Source organism: Flavobacterium fluviale (assembly GCF_003312915.1).
GTDB lineage: Bacteria > Bacteroidota > Bacteroidia > Flavobacteriales > Flavobacteriaceae > Flavobacterium > Flavobacterium fluviale.
On the sequence record NZ_CP030261.1, the window covers coordinates 1191577 to 1205944 of the forward strand.

The 14368-nt window shown below is 32.3% G+C and carries 16 protein-coding genes; 7 read left to right on the plus strand and 9 right to left on the minus strand.

What is annotated here, in order from left to right:
• Positions 1 to 6: 6 nt before the first annotated feature.
• From HYN86_RS05385 to hflX, 5 genes are all read left to right on the plus strand, one after another.
• Positions 7 to 1005, plus strand: a complete 999-nt coding sequence (locus HYN86_RS05385) for a hypothetical protein (RefSeq protein ID WP_113677114.1) — start codon at positions 7 to 9, stop codon at positions 1003 to 1005.
• Positions 1006 to 1079: 74 nt separating this feature from the next.
• Positions 1080 to 1997, plus strand: a complete 918-nt coding sequence (locus HYN86_RS05390) for a hypothetical protein (RefSeq protein WP_162789297.1) — start codon at positions 1080 to 1082, stop codon at positions 1995 to 1997.
• Between the two features lie 2 nt (positions 1998 to 1999).
• Positions 2000 to 2983: a hypothetical protein gene (locus HYN86_RS05395; protein ID WP_113677116.1), complete on the plus strand. Its 984-nt coding sequence runs from the start codon at positions 2000 to 2002 to the stop codon at positions 2981 to 2983.
• Positions 2984 to 3234: 251 nt separating this feature from the next.
• Positions 3235 to 4098: a hypothetical protein gene (locus tag HYN86_RS05400; protein ID WP_113677117.1), complete on the plus strand. Its 864-nt coding sequence runs from the start codon at positions 3235 to 3237 to the stop codon at positions 4096 to 4098.
• A gap of 171 nt (positions 4099 to 4269) precedes the next feature.
• The gene (gene hflX / locus HYN86_RS05405) at positions 4270 to 5511 is read left to right on the plus strand and encodes a GTPase HflX (protein ID WP_113677118.1); all 1242 of its coding nucleotides are present in this window, start codon (positions 4270 to 4272) and stop codon (positions 5509 to 5511) included.
• 168 nt (positions 5512 to 5679) lie between these two features.
• Here hflX and HYN86_RS05410 read toward each other — a convergent pair whose 3' ends face one another.
• The 7 genes from HYN86_RS05410 to HYN86_RS05440 all read right to left on the minus strand — a co-directional run bounded on the left by HYN86_RS05410 (position 5680) and on the right by HYN86_RS05440 (position 10380).
• Positions 5680 to 6630, minus strand: coding sequence for a DUF3078 domain-containing protein (locus HYN86_RS05410; protein WP_113677119.1), 951 nt, complete (start codon positions 6628 to 6630; stop codon positions 5680 to 5682).
• A 77-nt stretch (positions 6631 to 6707) separates the two neighbouring features.
• The gene (locus HYN86_RS05415; RefSeq protein ID WP_113677120.1) at positions 6708 to 7217 is read right to left on the minus strand and encodes a DUF2480 family protein; all 510 of its coding nucleotides are present in this window, start codon (positions 7215 to 7217) and stop codon (positions 6708 to 6710) included.
• Between the two features lie 81 nt (positions 7218 to 7298).
• A complete protein-coding gene (locus tag HYN86_RS05420; protein ID WP_025570977.1) occupies positions 7299 to 7622 on the minus strand; it encodes an SUF system Fe-S cluster assembly protein in 324 nt (107 codons plus the stop codon).
• An 85-nt stretch (positions 7623 to 7707) separates the two neighbouring features.
• A complete protein-coding gene (locus HYN86_RS05425) occupies positions 7708 to 8115 on the minus strand; it encodes a GxxExxY protein (protein ID WP_317048546.1) in 408 nt (135 codons plus the stop codon).
• Positions 8116 to 8298: 183 nt separating this feature from the next.
• The gene (locus HYN86_RS05430; RefSeq protein WP_113677122.1) at positions 8299 to 8724 is read right to left on the minus strand and encodes a SufE family protein; all 426 of its coding nucleotides are present in this window, start codon (positions 8722 to 8724) and stop codon (positions 8299 to 8301) included.
• A gap of 2 nt (positions 8725 to 8726) precedes the next feature.
• On the minus strand, positions 8727 to 9152 hold the full coding sequence (locus tag HYN86_RS05435) for a hypothetical protein (RefSeq protein WP_205334632.1): 426 nt from the start codon (positions 9150 to 9152) through the stop codon (positions 8727 to 8729).
• Positions 9153 to 9165: 13 nt separating this feature from the next.
• The gene (locus tag HYN86_RS05440) at positions 9166 to 10380 is read right to left on the minus strand and encodes an aminotransferase class V-fold PLP-dependent enzyme (protein WP_113677124.1); all 1215 of its coding nucleotides are present in this window, start codon (positions 10378 to 10380) and stop codon (positions 9166 to 9168) included.
• Between the two features lie 217 nt (positions 10381 to 10597).
• Between HYN86_RS05440 and HYN86_RS05445 the strand changes: the two genes are divergently transcribed.
• Both HYN86_RS05445 and HYN86_RS20955 read left to right on the plus strand, forming a co-directional pair.
• Positions 10598 to 11947, plus strand: coding sequence for a serine hydrolase domain-containing protein (locus HYN86_RS05445; RefSeq protein ID WP_113677125.1), 1350 nt, complete (start codon positions 10598 to 10600; stop codon positions 11945 to 11947).
• A gap of 9 nt (positions 11948 to 11956) precedes the next feature.
• Complete coding sequence (locus tag HYN86_RS20955; protein WP_162789298.1) at positions 11957 to 12133, plus strand: hypothetical protein; 177 nt, start codon at positions 11957 to 11959, stop codon at positions 12131 to 12133.
• A 105-nt stretch (positions 12134 to 12238) separates the two neighbouring features.
• On the opposite strand, the gene sufD is transcribed toward HYN86_RS20955, so the two are convergent.
• A complete protein-coding gene (sufD, locus tag HYN86_RS05450) occupies positions 12239 to 13555 on the minus strand; it encodes a Fe-S cluster assembly protein SufD (protein ID WP_113677126.1) in 1317 nt (438 codons plus the stop codon).
• A gap of 66 nt (positions 13556 to 13621) precedes the next feature.
• Entirely contained in the window at positions 13622 to 14368 is a 747-nt protein-coding gene (gene sufC / locus HYN86_RS05455) for a Fe-S cluster assembly ATPase SufC (protein ID WP_113677127.1), read from the minus strand.

The window sequence follows — 14368 nt, forward strand, 5'->3', positions numbered from 1 at the left end:
AATTATATGAAAAAATTGATCCTGATTTTGGCAGCTCTTTTAATATTTCTGTCATGCAAAGAAAATAACACTATAAACACAAAAAAAATGAGCAACCTGACAAGTAAGAACTATATTGAAGCGATGTTTAAGAGGATAAAGCGTTATGATTATGAACCCATGTACTATTTGAGTTATGAGCAAAATTCGTGCTTTTCCGAGGTATTGGTTAATGACATTCCCGTTTACAAAAATTTTCAAAAGGAATCCCGGGGACAAACATTCGAGATTAACAATTTTATTTTTAAGAATGGTATTCAAAAAGTGACTATTCGATTGTATCCTGCAGGCAAAATTGGGTCAGCAGATTTTTCTACCTTGGTCTTTGACACAGCTATGAAAGTAAATATAACAGAAGCTGATAATAAAAACAGAGATGCCAAAGATAAAAAAATAGCAACGTATATTACCCCTCTTGATATAAAAGTAGATGCAGAAGGATATGAAACAACCAAATTTAAATTTACTGGTCAAAACTATTTTGAAGGCAGTTTCACCTTTAACGCCACCGTGCCATATGAATTCAATACTTTAGACCATGCACAGGATTTGAGCAAATGGAATAAGGATATACTCGAAAAAAGAGTTGTAAGTTTCTATAAAAACCAATGGAATATCCTTAATGAAAAAAGAGAGGATGATTATTTTTCATATTTGGAATTAAAGGAAAAAGAATCTTGCCAGAGTTTATTTTATGGTAAGGCTGAATTAAAGGAAACATTGGAAACCTATCTGGAACCATTTACAAATACAACTTTTAAGTTAGAACCATTAGAAAATTATATTGTAAAGCTTTATGGCGACGGAAGAATCGTATGCTTAGAACTTAAAAGCTTAAAGCCTAAGAAGCGAGGAAAATCAGCTTTATGGGGTAGGTATAAAGATGGAGAAACTTCTCTGATGAAATTTAGAAAATATTATTTATATATACCTGAGGGAGAAGATGAACTTAAAATTTTGAGATAGATTTGATGCGAAATAATTTATTTTTTAGTTTCCTGATGTTTTGTATGTATGCATGTTTGCAGAATACAAAAGTTATGCAGAACCCAGAAATCACAGAAAAAAATTTTATCAATAAGTTATCATCAGAAGTAAAGCGTTATGATTATGAACCCTTGTACTATTTGAGTTATGAGCAAAATTCCTGTTTTTCAGAAATAATAAATGATATTCCTGTTAATGTAAATTTTCAGAAGGAATCCCGAGGAGAAACATTTGAGATTAACAATTTTATTTTTAAGAGCGGTACTCAAAAAGTAACTATTAGGCTATATCCTGCAGGCAAAATGGGTTCAGCAGATTTTTCTACCTTGATGAGTGATACAGATATGAAAATAGAAATAACAGAAGCTGACAATAAAAACAGGAATGCCAAAGATAAAGAAATAGCAACTTATATTACACCTCTTGATTTAAAAGTAGATGTCGAAGGATATCAAACAAGCAAATTCAAATTTACAGGAAAGCACTATTTTGAAGCCAATTTTACATTTGAAGCGAAAGTGCCTTATAAAGTAAAGGGTTTTGACAATGCCCAAGATTTGCGTGAATGGAATAAAGAAACATTACTAAAAAAACTTGTGTCAGAATATAATGAGGTAAAAAATATTTATCAGAATAAGGAATATGACAATATAGCTAAAACATCTTATGATGGTTTAAGAAATCAATTTGTGGCCGAATATCAAAACCGTGAACATATTAATGATGTTTGGAATATGCTTATGGAAGTTTATAAGCAACCAACATTTGAGATGCAGCAAATAGAGGATTATAAATTGATGTTTTTTGCAGAGGGTAGGCTAGTTGCTTTGATGCAGAATTCTAAGGCCCCAAGAGTAAGAGGAAATACGGTATTATGGGCAAAATTCAACAGAGGAGAAGGAATTGAAACCTTGTTCTGTAATAGCTATTTTTATATTTCAAAAGGAGAAACAGAATTTAAAATATACTAGAAATGAGATTTTTTAAATTTATTTTTTTTGGCTTTGTGTTATGTTTTTCAGCTTGTTCTCAGAATCAGAATAAACAAATGAGCAATCTAACGAGCAAAAATTATATCGAAACCATGATGAATAGTACTAAGCGTTATGACTATGAACCAATCTATTTTTTAACATTTGTGCAAAATTCGTGTTTTTCAGAGATTTTGGTAAACGATATTCCGATAAATAAAAATTTTAAAAAGGCATCACAAGGCTTAACGCTCGATATTAATGATTATATTTTTAAAAGTGGACCACAAAAAGTAACTATAAGATTATATCCAGTAGGTAAAATTGGTATTTTGAATCTTCCGACTTTGGTTAATAATACTGAAATGAAAATTGATATTACAGAAGCAGATAATAAAAAGAGGGATTTGAAAGGGAAGGAAATTAGCACTTACATAACACCATTAGCTACGTATGAAGCTGATGGTTATGAAAAAACGAGATTTGGAGCGACTGGAAAAGACTATTATGAAGCAACTTTTACATTTAATGCTACTGTACCGTATGAATTTAACAGTTTGGATAAAGCCCGTGATTTAAGCCAATGGAAAAAAGAAATATTAGAAGAGAAAGTGGTTGACTTCTATAAAAACCAATGGAACATAATAAATGAAAAAAGAGAAGATGATTATTTTTCTTATTTAGAATTAAAAGAGAAACAAACTTGTCAGAGTTTATTTTATAACAAAACAGAATTGCAAGAGACCTTAGAATCTTATCTAGAAGCTTTTACCATTGAAGATTATAAACTTCAGGCATTAGAAAATTATACACTCAAATTCTATGGTAACGGTAAATTAGTATGCCTAGAGCTCGCAAGTTTGGAATCTAAAATGAGAGGAAAATCTGCTCTTTGGTCAAAATTTGATGAAAATAGAACAGCAGATTTTCTAAAGTATTATTTATATATACCTGAGGGAGAAGATGAACTTAAAATTTTGAGATAGATTTTTTTAAGATTTTTTAATTCATTGTTGCATTTAATACATGGGATCTCGAAAAGACAAAACTTTAAACGGCGCTTTTATGATCGATGATATTAAGATATTTGGAGAAAAGTAGGACGTAATTTTTAAATGCAAAATTAAAGAGTTGATTTTTAAAGCATTATTTAAAAGTTTGTAGTTTTTGTATTTCAAATTCCTGAAATTTAATTGAATTTTGTATTTTGGTCATCCCAAATCAATACAAAAACAATATGAAAACCTACTTTATTGCCATCTTAATGATGGTTTTTCCATGTTTATTACATAGTCAGGACGCCGCCCCTGTTAAAATCAAACAGATTAATATTGTAAAGACAAATTACCAAAACTCTAAAGACGGTGAAATTGTAAATAAAACATTAGTTTTTAAAGATGGTAAACTTCAAACTGTTACAACTTCAGACGTTGTGCAGCATTTCTTTTACAACAAAAATGGTTTACTGGATATGACCGTGAAGGACAAAGTTGGAAGTGACTGGAAAGAAGTCGTAAATTATACTTATGACGCTGATAACAACATTACCAAGTTTGTCAAAAAATATCAAGAAGGACCAAATTATATTACCAAAGTCGTTTCATTTGTTTATGAAGGCGCAAGGGTAAAAGTAACTACAAAAAAGAGCACAAATCACCAAAATTTGGTAGACGATATCGAATATCTTGTTGAAAACGGAATTATTGTGAGACGTACTTCACGCGATAGAAATAAACAAATTATTGGAAAACTTGAATACATTTATGTAAACGACAACGTATCTAAACACAAAGGATTGGTTGGAGATAAAATTTCTAAAACCTATACTTACGATGATAAAAAATCGGTTGATCAATTAATTGTTCAAAGCTTGTTTGGTGATAATTATAAAGTAATTGTACCGATGATTTCTTATCATGAAGACGAATTTGCGTTTGAATCAATTTCATACAATAATGAAATGAATTTTAGTCCTTCGTCTACAGCTTTAGTTGCAGTAAGCAGAAAATACAAATACAACAAATTAAACTTCCCGATTTCTTGTTCTCAAATTGAAGAAAACGGAATTGTAAAAACAGAAAAAACGTTTATTTACGAATAGATATTTTAAATTTAGAAACTATTTCAAATGGAATTTTGTTGAGGTAAATCTTAACAGAGTTCCATTTTTTTATAATTTGGTTTGTAAAGCGTTTTAGATATAAATTTAAAAACGAAATTGTATAATTGATTGTAGCTTACAAATGATTAAATTTGCACCTTATTCAAGACTATGTTAGAAAAAGAAGTTATAAATTTTGAGAGAACAGTAATTGTTGGAATTGTTACTCAAAATCAAAGTGAAGAAAAACTAAATGAATATTTAGACGAATTGGAGTTTTTGACATTTACCGCGGGTGGTGAAGTGATTAAGCGCTTTTCGCAAAAAATGGAACGCCCGAATCCCAAGACTTTTGTGGGTACGGGTAAAATTGATGACATCAATCTTTTTGTAAAAGAAAACAAAATATCGACTGTAATTTTTGATGATGAATTAACGCCTTCACAGCAAAAAAATATTTCGAGAATTATTGATTGTAAAATTCTGGATAGAACCAATTTAATTCTAGATATTTTTGCACAGCGAGCTGAAACTTCTTACGCAAGAACTCAGGTAGAATTGGCTCAATGTCAATACTTACTTCCAAGACTTTCTGGTTTATGGACGCACCTTGAGCGTCAAAAAGGTGGTATTGGTATGCGTGGACCTGGAGAAACAGAGATCGAAACCGATAGACGTATTGTGCGTGACAGAATTTCGTTGTTGAAAGATAAAATCAAAACAATTGACAAGCAGATGAGCATTCAGCGCAGTAATCGCGGTGCTATGGTTCGTGTTGCTTTGGTCGGTTACACAAACGTTGGAAAATCAACTTTGATGAATGCAATTGGTAAAAGCGATGTTTTTGTAGAAAACAAATTATTTGCAACGTTGGATACTACGGTTCGAAAAGTGGTGATTAAAAACTTACCATTTTTGCTTTCAGATACCGTTGGTTTTATTCGAAAACTGCCAACACAATTAGTTGATTCTTTTAAAAGTACACTGGATGAGGTTCGTGAAGCAGATTTGCTTTTGCATGTTGTAGATATTTCGCATCCAGACTTTGAAGATCACATTGAATCTGTAAATAAAACTTTGCAGGAAATTAAAAGTAATGACAAGCCAACAATCATGGTTTTTAATAAAATCGATGCTTATCGTCATCTTACTATTGAAGAAGATGATTTAATTACCGAAAGAACCCGCAGACATTACACTCTTGAGGAATGGAAACAAACTTGGATGAATGATGTAGGAGAAGGCAAAGCTCTATTTATTTCAGCAAGAGAAAAAGAGAATTTTGAAGAGTTTAGAGAAACGGTTTATGAAGCTGTTAGACAAATTCATATAACCAGATTCCCATACAATAAGTTTTTGTATCCTGATTATAAAGATGCAGTTGAGAAAGAAGAAGAAAAGGATGAAGAATAATAAAAATCTTTACCGCAAAGAGCGCTAAGATTTTTATAGTATAACATCAGAAAAAATAAAGTTCGCAAAGCTAAATTAAAATCCAGCTTTGCGAACTTTTATTTTTATAAAATTAAGCTTTGAAAAAACTTTGCGCTCTTTGCGGTAAAATGTAATAAGAGTTATAGATTAAAATCCGAAATTAACTCCTAAACCAAAAACTTGTCTAGTTTGAAGTCCTTTGAAAGCGTTATCATCATATATAGCTTGGAAAGCAAAATTTGCCGACAAGAATTTATTAATTTTCATGATGATATTCAGCGAGTAGTTGATATCAACATTTTGAGGATCTTCTAAATAATTAGAATATAAATTTAAGGTGTTTTCTGCAGTTACATTGGTCATAATCGCCAGTTTATAATAAACAGAAGTATAAAAACCCAGTTCGTAGCGCATGGTTTTGCCTTCGTCAACACCAAAATAATCTCCATCTACGTAAGGCAGACCTGTAAATCTATCGATTCCGCTTGTATAAGCATTATCTACAAAAGTAAATTTTGAAGTAAGCGGTGCAAAATTTATTTTCAGATTTTCATCCTTAGACCAGTAAATACCAGGTCCAGTGGTAAGATATCCAGGAGACATGAATTTAGTTTGTTCTGTTCTAATTTCTTTTCCATTGGCATCCTGACCATAAATGTAACCCGTTGTAAATTGAGTTCTAAAGTTTAAAAAGAAAGAGTAATACCATTCGCCAAAAGCTCTTTTTCCTACTATTGAATTAAACTCTAAACGGTCATCGGTCTTTTTTCCGAAGTCGGTGTTTTTAGTTTGTAAAAGTCCGTAAGAAGCAAGGATTTTATTATCCCAGGTTACGTCGTCTTTTTTATAATTGAAGTCGTAGTTTACTCCTAAAGTTCCAGAGAAACTATCTTCACCACCAGCAATCCAGTTGTTGAAACTTGATTGGTTTAACAAAAGAGAAACTGTTCCTTTGGCTTTCCAGCCTTCTCCTTCAATAGTATCATTGATTTTTTTTACTGCTTTTTCGGTATTCTGAATTAATTCTTTCTCTGAATTTTGTGCCTGAACAATAGCAAAGTTCGCTAAAATGCATAGTAATAACGCCAGCTTTCTCATGGTTGTTTAGTTTAAGTGTATTATCAAATATACTAAAAACCAATTGAAACTAGATAATTATCGCTTGTAATTGCAGGTTATTTCTTAGATTCTTTATATAGAGGTACTGCAGAACACGCCTCACCATACATTATACTGCGAGCAAATGGCTGTAAATAATTTGTGGCTAAAATATAAGCGCGCATTGGAACGGGTTTTCTAGAACAGCCTTTTACAATTACAGGCTTACTTTTATAAACAGAATAATCGATTCTGCTTAAAATTTCTTCGTAAAGACTTGCATCAAGATCTTCGATTGTTCCGTTGACTACTTTTTTGGCAAAAGGAGCCAAATGAACACTAACTAAAATTAATGCCCAAGCAGGAATAATAGCATCTGTACTGCAATGTACAGCAACATATTGATCTTGATATTGCGACCAATCATGATTTTTTAGGTGCTCTCTAAAGTCTTTTTCTTTCAATAAAAATCCTTCCAAAAGCCATTGCGAAATGTCAATCTGCACACGCATTCCTTTTGGATAATAATCCTCTAAATCAAAAACTTCTAAAGCACTATTGGCGACTTTATTGATAATTTCTTCCATTTTTTTAGTCTGAAAGTCGAAGGTCGAAAGTCATAAAGTCCTTCACTTTGAGACTTTATGACTTTTGACTTTATGACTAAATTAAAGCATTCCTAATTCTAATTTTGCTTCTTCGCTCATTAAATCTTTACTCCAAGGCGGATCGAAAGTAATTTCTACTTCAACATCTTTAATGTGTTCGATTGTTTTTACTTTCTCTTCCACTTCGCGTGGTAAGCTTTCTGCAACTGGGCAGTTTGGAGAAGTTAAAGTCATTAGAATTTTTACTTCGTAATCTGTATTTACCATTACGTCGTAAATTAATCCTAATTCGTAAATATCTACAGGGATTTCAGGATCGTAAATTCCTTTTAAAATTCTTACGATTGATTCTCCTAATTCGTTTGTGTCTATTTCTTGTTCCATTGTTTGTGTTTTTTCACCATATAAGTGATATAAGTTCATTTAAAATATAAGCTTATGAGTATATGTTTTAATTTTTAGTTAGTTTTTAATCTTGTAGCCAGCGATATAATTCGTTGACATATGTTTTCTGACCTTCGTGATAAATATTTGTTACATTAAAATTTATCATTAATCCTATTGGTGATTTTAAAAGTTTCATATAAGACATTAGTTTTGCAATATGAACAGGTATAATTTGATCAACAGCTTTTAATTCAAGAACTAAACAATTCTCAATGAATAAATCACATCTTAAATCTGACTCTAATTGTAATCCTTTATATTCAATAGGAATTACTAACTCAGATTTAAAATTAATACCTCTTAGTGATAATTTTTTAATCATGCACTGATGATATATACTTTCTAAAAGTCCTGCTCCAATATTTTTATGAACTTCAATCGCTGCTCCGTTAACTTGATAAATTAAATCAGTCAAATATTTCTTTGTCATCATTTACTTTTTTAAGCAATAATAACAAATAAAAAAGAAAGATAAAACTTACTTTATTTGTTTTTAGCCATTCAAGTTATATGAGTTCTTTTAAACAGAATACTTATATTTCTTATGCTTTTAGACAAAGTTAATTCAAGCGTAAATCTTAAATTTTCTTATATCACTTATATGGTTTAAATCTTAATTTTTGTTTTTTGAATCAAATGCCAAAGCATACATTTTGATGTTCTTTATCATCGAAACCAAACCGTTAGCACGTGTTGCTGATAAATGCTCTTTTAGACCGATTTCGTCAATAAAATCTACATCAGCTTCTAGAATATCTTTTGCTTTTTGATTCGAGAAAGCACGAATTAAAATTGCGATTATCCCTTTAGTCAAAATAGCATCGCTGTCTGCTGTGAAAATAATTTTATCGTCTTGCTGTTCGCCTTGTAACCAAACTTTCGACTGGCATCCTTTAATTAAATTCTCATCGGTTTTATATTCTTCTTTAATCAGCGGAAGCGTTTTTCCGAGCTCAATGATGTATTCGTAACGCTGCATCCAGTCGTCGAACATTGAGAATTCGTCTATTATTTCGTTTTGTATTTCCTTTATTGTCATAACTATTCTTTAGCAAAATCAACTAATAAATTTACTAGTTTTTCAATTTCCTTTGGAGGAAAACCATTGTCGAAACCTGGAGTTTCGTATGTTTTTTGATTTTGTATTATTTTTAAATTTCCTATTGCAGCACCATCATAAGTACGTTTATCCGTTGGCGCCTTTAATGTAGAAAGGCTTTCTAAATTCACTTTTGAAAACGCATCAACAATTTTATTCCATTTTGCATCGTCAATATTACTTTTAACAGGTGCAGCATCGCGTCCGTTTGTAACCGAAACCGATTTATTCTCTACTACAATACTTTTATGATAGCCTCTAGAATGTGCAGAATATTCAATTTTTGTTGATGTCATATCTACTTTTTTTTGGCTGCAGCATCCTGTTGCGATAAAAAGCGTTAAGAACAATAATGATAGTATTTTCATAGGTTTACTTTTTTTAGCTTAGCATTGTTTGCGCTTTCTTAACAGCGTCAACCATTAAATCAATTTCCTCTTTAGTGTTATAAAAAGAGAAAGAAGCGCGGATAGTTCCAGGAATACAGAAGAAACTCATAATTGGTTGTGCACAATGATGTCCTGTTCTAACGGCAATTCCTAGTTTATCGATAATTGAACCAATATCATATGGATGAATTCCATCAATATTAAACGAAACTACAGATGCTTTGTTTTTTCCCGTTCCGTAGATTCGTAAACCTTCAATTTCAGATAAACGCTTTGTAGCATATTCTAAAAGTTCGTGTTCGTATTCCTGAATATTTTCAAAACCAATGTTATTTAAATAATCAATTGCAGTTCCAAGAACAATTCCGCCGGCAATATTTGGTGTACCAGCTTCAAATTTATGAGGAAGATCTGCGTAAGTAGTTTTCTCGAAAGTAACTTCTTTGATCATTTCGCCGCCGCCTTGATAAGGAGGAAGTTTGTTTAACCAATCTTCTTTTCCGTATAAAATTCCAGTTCCAGTTGGACCGCACATTTTATGACCTGAAAAAGCATAGAAATCACAATCTAATTCTTGAACATCTGGTTTTAAATGTGGAACAGCCTGAGCGCCGTCTATCAAAACTGCAGCACCAAAACTGTGTGCTTTATCAATAATATATTTGATCGGATTAATGATTCCAAGTGCATTTGAAATATGATTAAGTGTAACCACTTTTGTTTTCTCAGAAAGCAAAGCATCAAACTCTTCTAGAATTAATTCTCCGTTTTCATTAATTGGAATTACTTTTAAAACTGCTCCTGTTTTTTCACACAACATCTGCCAAGGCACAATATTACTGTGATGTTCCAATGACGAAACAATTACTTCATCACCTGGTTTTAAAATTGAAGCAAAACCATTGGTTACTAAATTAATACCATGAGTTGTTCCCGAAGTAAAAAGTACTTCATGAGCATGTTTTGCGTTTATATGTTCTTTTACTTTGCCACGAGAAACCTCGTAAGCGTCAGTAGCTAACTGGCTTAAAGTGTGAACGCCACGATGAATATTGGCGTTGATTTCCTGATAATATTTTACTTCCGCATCGATCACAACTTGTGGTTTTTGCGAAGTAGCTCCGTTGTCGAAATATACTAAAGGTTTTCCGTTAACTTTTTGGTTAAGAATTGGAAAATCAGCTCTTATTTTTTGAATATCTAGCATGTCTTATTTAGAAAAAATCTATTTACAAAAGTACTAAAACTAAATTTGTTTATACAGCAATTCTATAATTTCCTTTTATCGCATCATTGTTACAAGGCGTAAATGCTGATTCTGTAAAAATCAGTTGATTTTTCTGAATTATCTGAATCAGATTTATAATTTGACTCCTAAAAACGTGACCATAAATTATTTATATTGCAATAAAAATAACGTATCAATGAAAAAATTTCTCAAAGTACTTCTGCTTGTAGTGGTTCTGGCTTTTTTATATTTCGGATTTACAACTTATCCAAAACTAGATTTGATTTCGGGTTTTTCTGCCAAGAGTATTGCGTCAGGACATTTTATAGATAATCGTTCGAAAGAATTAATTGAAAAAACCGACAATGATATCGACATGATTGATTTGGCAACAAATGCAATTGATGATGCGGGAAAATTTGCAACTTCAAATGTTTATGGGTTAAAAGAGAGAAAAGCGATTTACAGAGAAGGTTTAGGTGCTGTTTTGATTAATGATGATTTTGATATTTCGAAACCTTATCTGCTTCCAAAAAGAACAAAGCTAGAAAATAATCTTCCTTTTCCATACGGAAATCAGGAGCCAAAAGATACCGCATTTTCGAATGTTGATTATTCCAAATTAAAAAAAGCGGTTGATAATGCTTTTGATAAACCTAGTGGCGGAACAAAAAGAACCCGCGCCGTTGTAGTTTTATATAAAGACAAATTAATTGCCGAGAAATATGATACAGGATTTAATAAAGACAGTAAAATTTTAGGCTGGTCAATGACGAAAAGCATTACAAGTTCGGCTTTTGGAGTTTTGGCAAAACAAGGTAAAATCGATATTTACAAACCGGCGCCAGTTAAAGAATGGCAAAATGATGAACGCAAAAATATTACGCTTAACGATTTGCTTCACATGAATTCTGGTTTAGAATGGGAGGAAAATTACAGCACAATCTGTGATGCTACAAAAATGCTTTTTCAGGCGGAAGATATGGGGAAAGTGCAGTTGGATAAACCAGCTCAATTTAAACCCAATACTCATTGGAATTATTCTTCTGGAACAACCAATCTATTATCCCTGATTTTAAGAAGACAATTTAAAACACAGCAAGAATATCTTGATTTTTGGTACAGAGCTGTAATCGACAAAATCGGAATGAACTCGATGATTGTAGAGCAGGATATGAGCGGAACTTTCGTAGGCTCGTCTTACGGATGGGCAACACCGCGTGACTGGTCAAAATTTGGATTATTATATCTAAGAAAAGGAAACTGGAACGGCGAACAAATCCTTGACGAAAGCTGGGTAAAATATACTGCAACTCCAACGAATACTTCTGAGGGTAAATACGGAGCGCAGTTTTGGTTAAATGCGGGGGGGAAATTCCCAGACGTTCCTCGTGACATGTTTTATTGCAGCGGATATCAGGGGCAGATGGTGGCAATTATTCCGTCTCTGGATATGGTGATTGTGAGAATGGGAGTGAGAGAAGGTGATAAAAATTTTGATTTTAATGGGTTTTTGAAGGGGATAATTGATAGTGTGAAGAAGTAAACAATAGTTATGATAAAAAACAAAGTTTTACAATCGGTTTTAATGATAATTGGAGGTTGGTTCTCAATCGGCTTAGGTTATTCTACTAATCTAGGTTATTCGATAATAAATACAATTTGTTTTTTAGGAGGTATTGTATTGTTTTTGATTGGAATTATAATGTTTATTTTAACAGTAAGAGATTAAAAATTAACCGCAAAGACGCTAAGTAAAAAGCGCAAAGTTCGCAAAGTTTTGTAATAAACCTTTGCGAACTTTGCGTAACCTTTGTGTCTTTGCGGTAAAACCTGACTACAAATCAAATCCTAAATTCACTCCTAATTTCATAGCAATGATTTTAGTAATTCTTTGTTTTAATTCTGGTATTTTGATGCTTTCGATAACGGCATTTGAAAATGCGTACATCAATAAAGCTTTAGCTTCTTTTTTAGGGATTCCACGAGACTGCATGTAGAACATTGCTGTTTCATCTAATTGTCCCACTGTACATCCGTGAGAACATTTTACGTCATCTGCAAAAATCTCTAATTGTGGTTTTGCATTGATAGTTGCTTTGTCGCTCAATAAAATGTTGTTGCTTTTTTGGAAAGCATTTGTTTTTTGAGCTTCTTTTTCTACCAAAACTTTTCCGTTGAAAACTCCTGTTGAGCGATCAGAGAAAATTCCTTTATAATCTTGGAAACTTTCGCAGTTTGGCGTTGCGTGGTTTACCAAAGTATAATGGTCAACGTGTTGTTTGTCGTTTAAGATAGAAATTCCGTTAAGCGTACTTGTCAATCTTTCTCCAAAATGGTAAAAGTTTAAGTTGTTACGAGTTAAATTTCCACCAAACGAAAATGTATGAACAGAAGCGTGACTTTCTTGTTGCTGCGAAACATAAGTGTTGTCAACTAAGTTAGCTTCACTGTTGTCGTTTTGAATTTTGTAATAATCAACAATCGCACGTTTTTGAGCAAAAATCTCAGTAACAGAGTTTGTTAAAACTGGATTTTCATTCAAACTTTGGTGACGTTCGATAATTTGAACATGTGAATTTTCACCCACAATAACTAAATTTCTTGGCTGAACCATTAACGCAGCTTCATTTCCTGTTGAGAAATACATAATCTCAATTGGTTTGTCGGCTACTTTTTTCTTCGGAATATTGATAAAAGCTCCTTCAATTGCAAAAGCAGTGTTCAATGAAGTCAAGCTGTCATCTTTACTTGCAATTTGATTAAAGTAGGTATCAATAACCATTTTGTATTTTGGTTTGGTTAATGCCGATGACATCAAACAAACATCGATTCCGTCATGAGTTGTAGAAGATAAATGCGAACTAAAAACACCATCAATAAACACTAATTTATAAGTGTCGATTTCGTGTAAAAAGTATTTTTTGACCTGATTAAATTCGATTGCATTTTCCTGCTTAGGAAAAACCGTAAAGTCATTTTTTAAGATGGCATTTAGCGATGTATATTTCCAAGCTTCTTCTTTTTTGGTTGGGAAACCTTTATTTTCGAAGTTTTTTAAAGCATTTGTGCGTATATCGTGTAAGTCTGAATGTACATCGACACGCTCTTCAAAAGCCATAAAAGACGATACTAATTTTTCTTTTAAATCCATTTTCTTAGTTGTAAGTTATGAGTTATGAGTTATGAGTTTTTGCAAACTGTAAACTGTAACTGTAAACTAGTTTTCTGCCTTAATCCAGTCGTATCCTTTTTCTTCCAGTTCGTAAGCCAATTCTTTTCCGCCAGATTTTACGATTCTTCCGTTGTACAAAACGTGAACGAAATCTGGAACGATATAATCTAATAAACGTTGGTAGTGGGTGATAACGATAATTGCGTTTTTCTCGCTTTTTAATTTGTTAACTCCGTTAGCCACAATTCTTAAAGCATCGATATCAAGACCAGAATCGGTTTCGTCAAGAATAGCCAATTTTGGCTCTAACATTGCCATTTGGAAAATCTCGTTTCTTTTTTTCTCTCCTCCAGAAAAACCTTCGTTTAAAGAACGAGATAAAAATTTACGGTCGATTTCTAGTAATTCAGATTTCTCACGAATTACTTTCAACATTTCGTTTGCCGGCATTTCTTCCTGACCGTTTGCTTTACGAGTTTCGTTGATTGCAGTTTTCATGAAGTTTGTTACACTTACTCCAGGAATTTCTACAGGATATTGAAAAGAAAGGAAAACTCCTTTGTGAGCTCTTTCTTCAGGAGCTAAATCAGCAAGATCTTCTCCATCAAGAATAACTTCTCCGTCTGTAACTTCGTAGTTTTCGTTTCCTGCAATAACAGCAGAAAGTGTACTTTTTCCAGAACCGTTTGGTCCCATAATAGCGTGAACTTCTCCAGCTTTAACTTCTATATTAATTCCTTTAAGGATTTCTTTATCACCAATTGAGGCGTGAAGGTTTTTTATTGATAACAT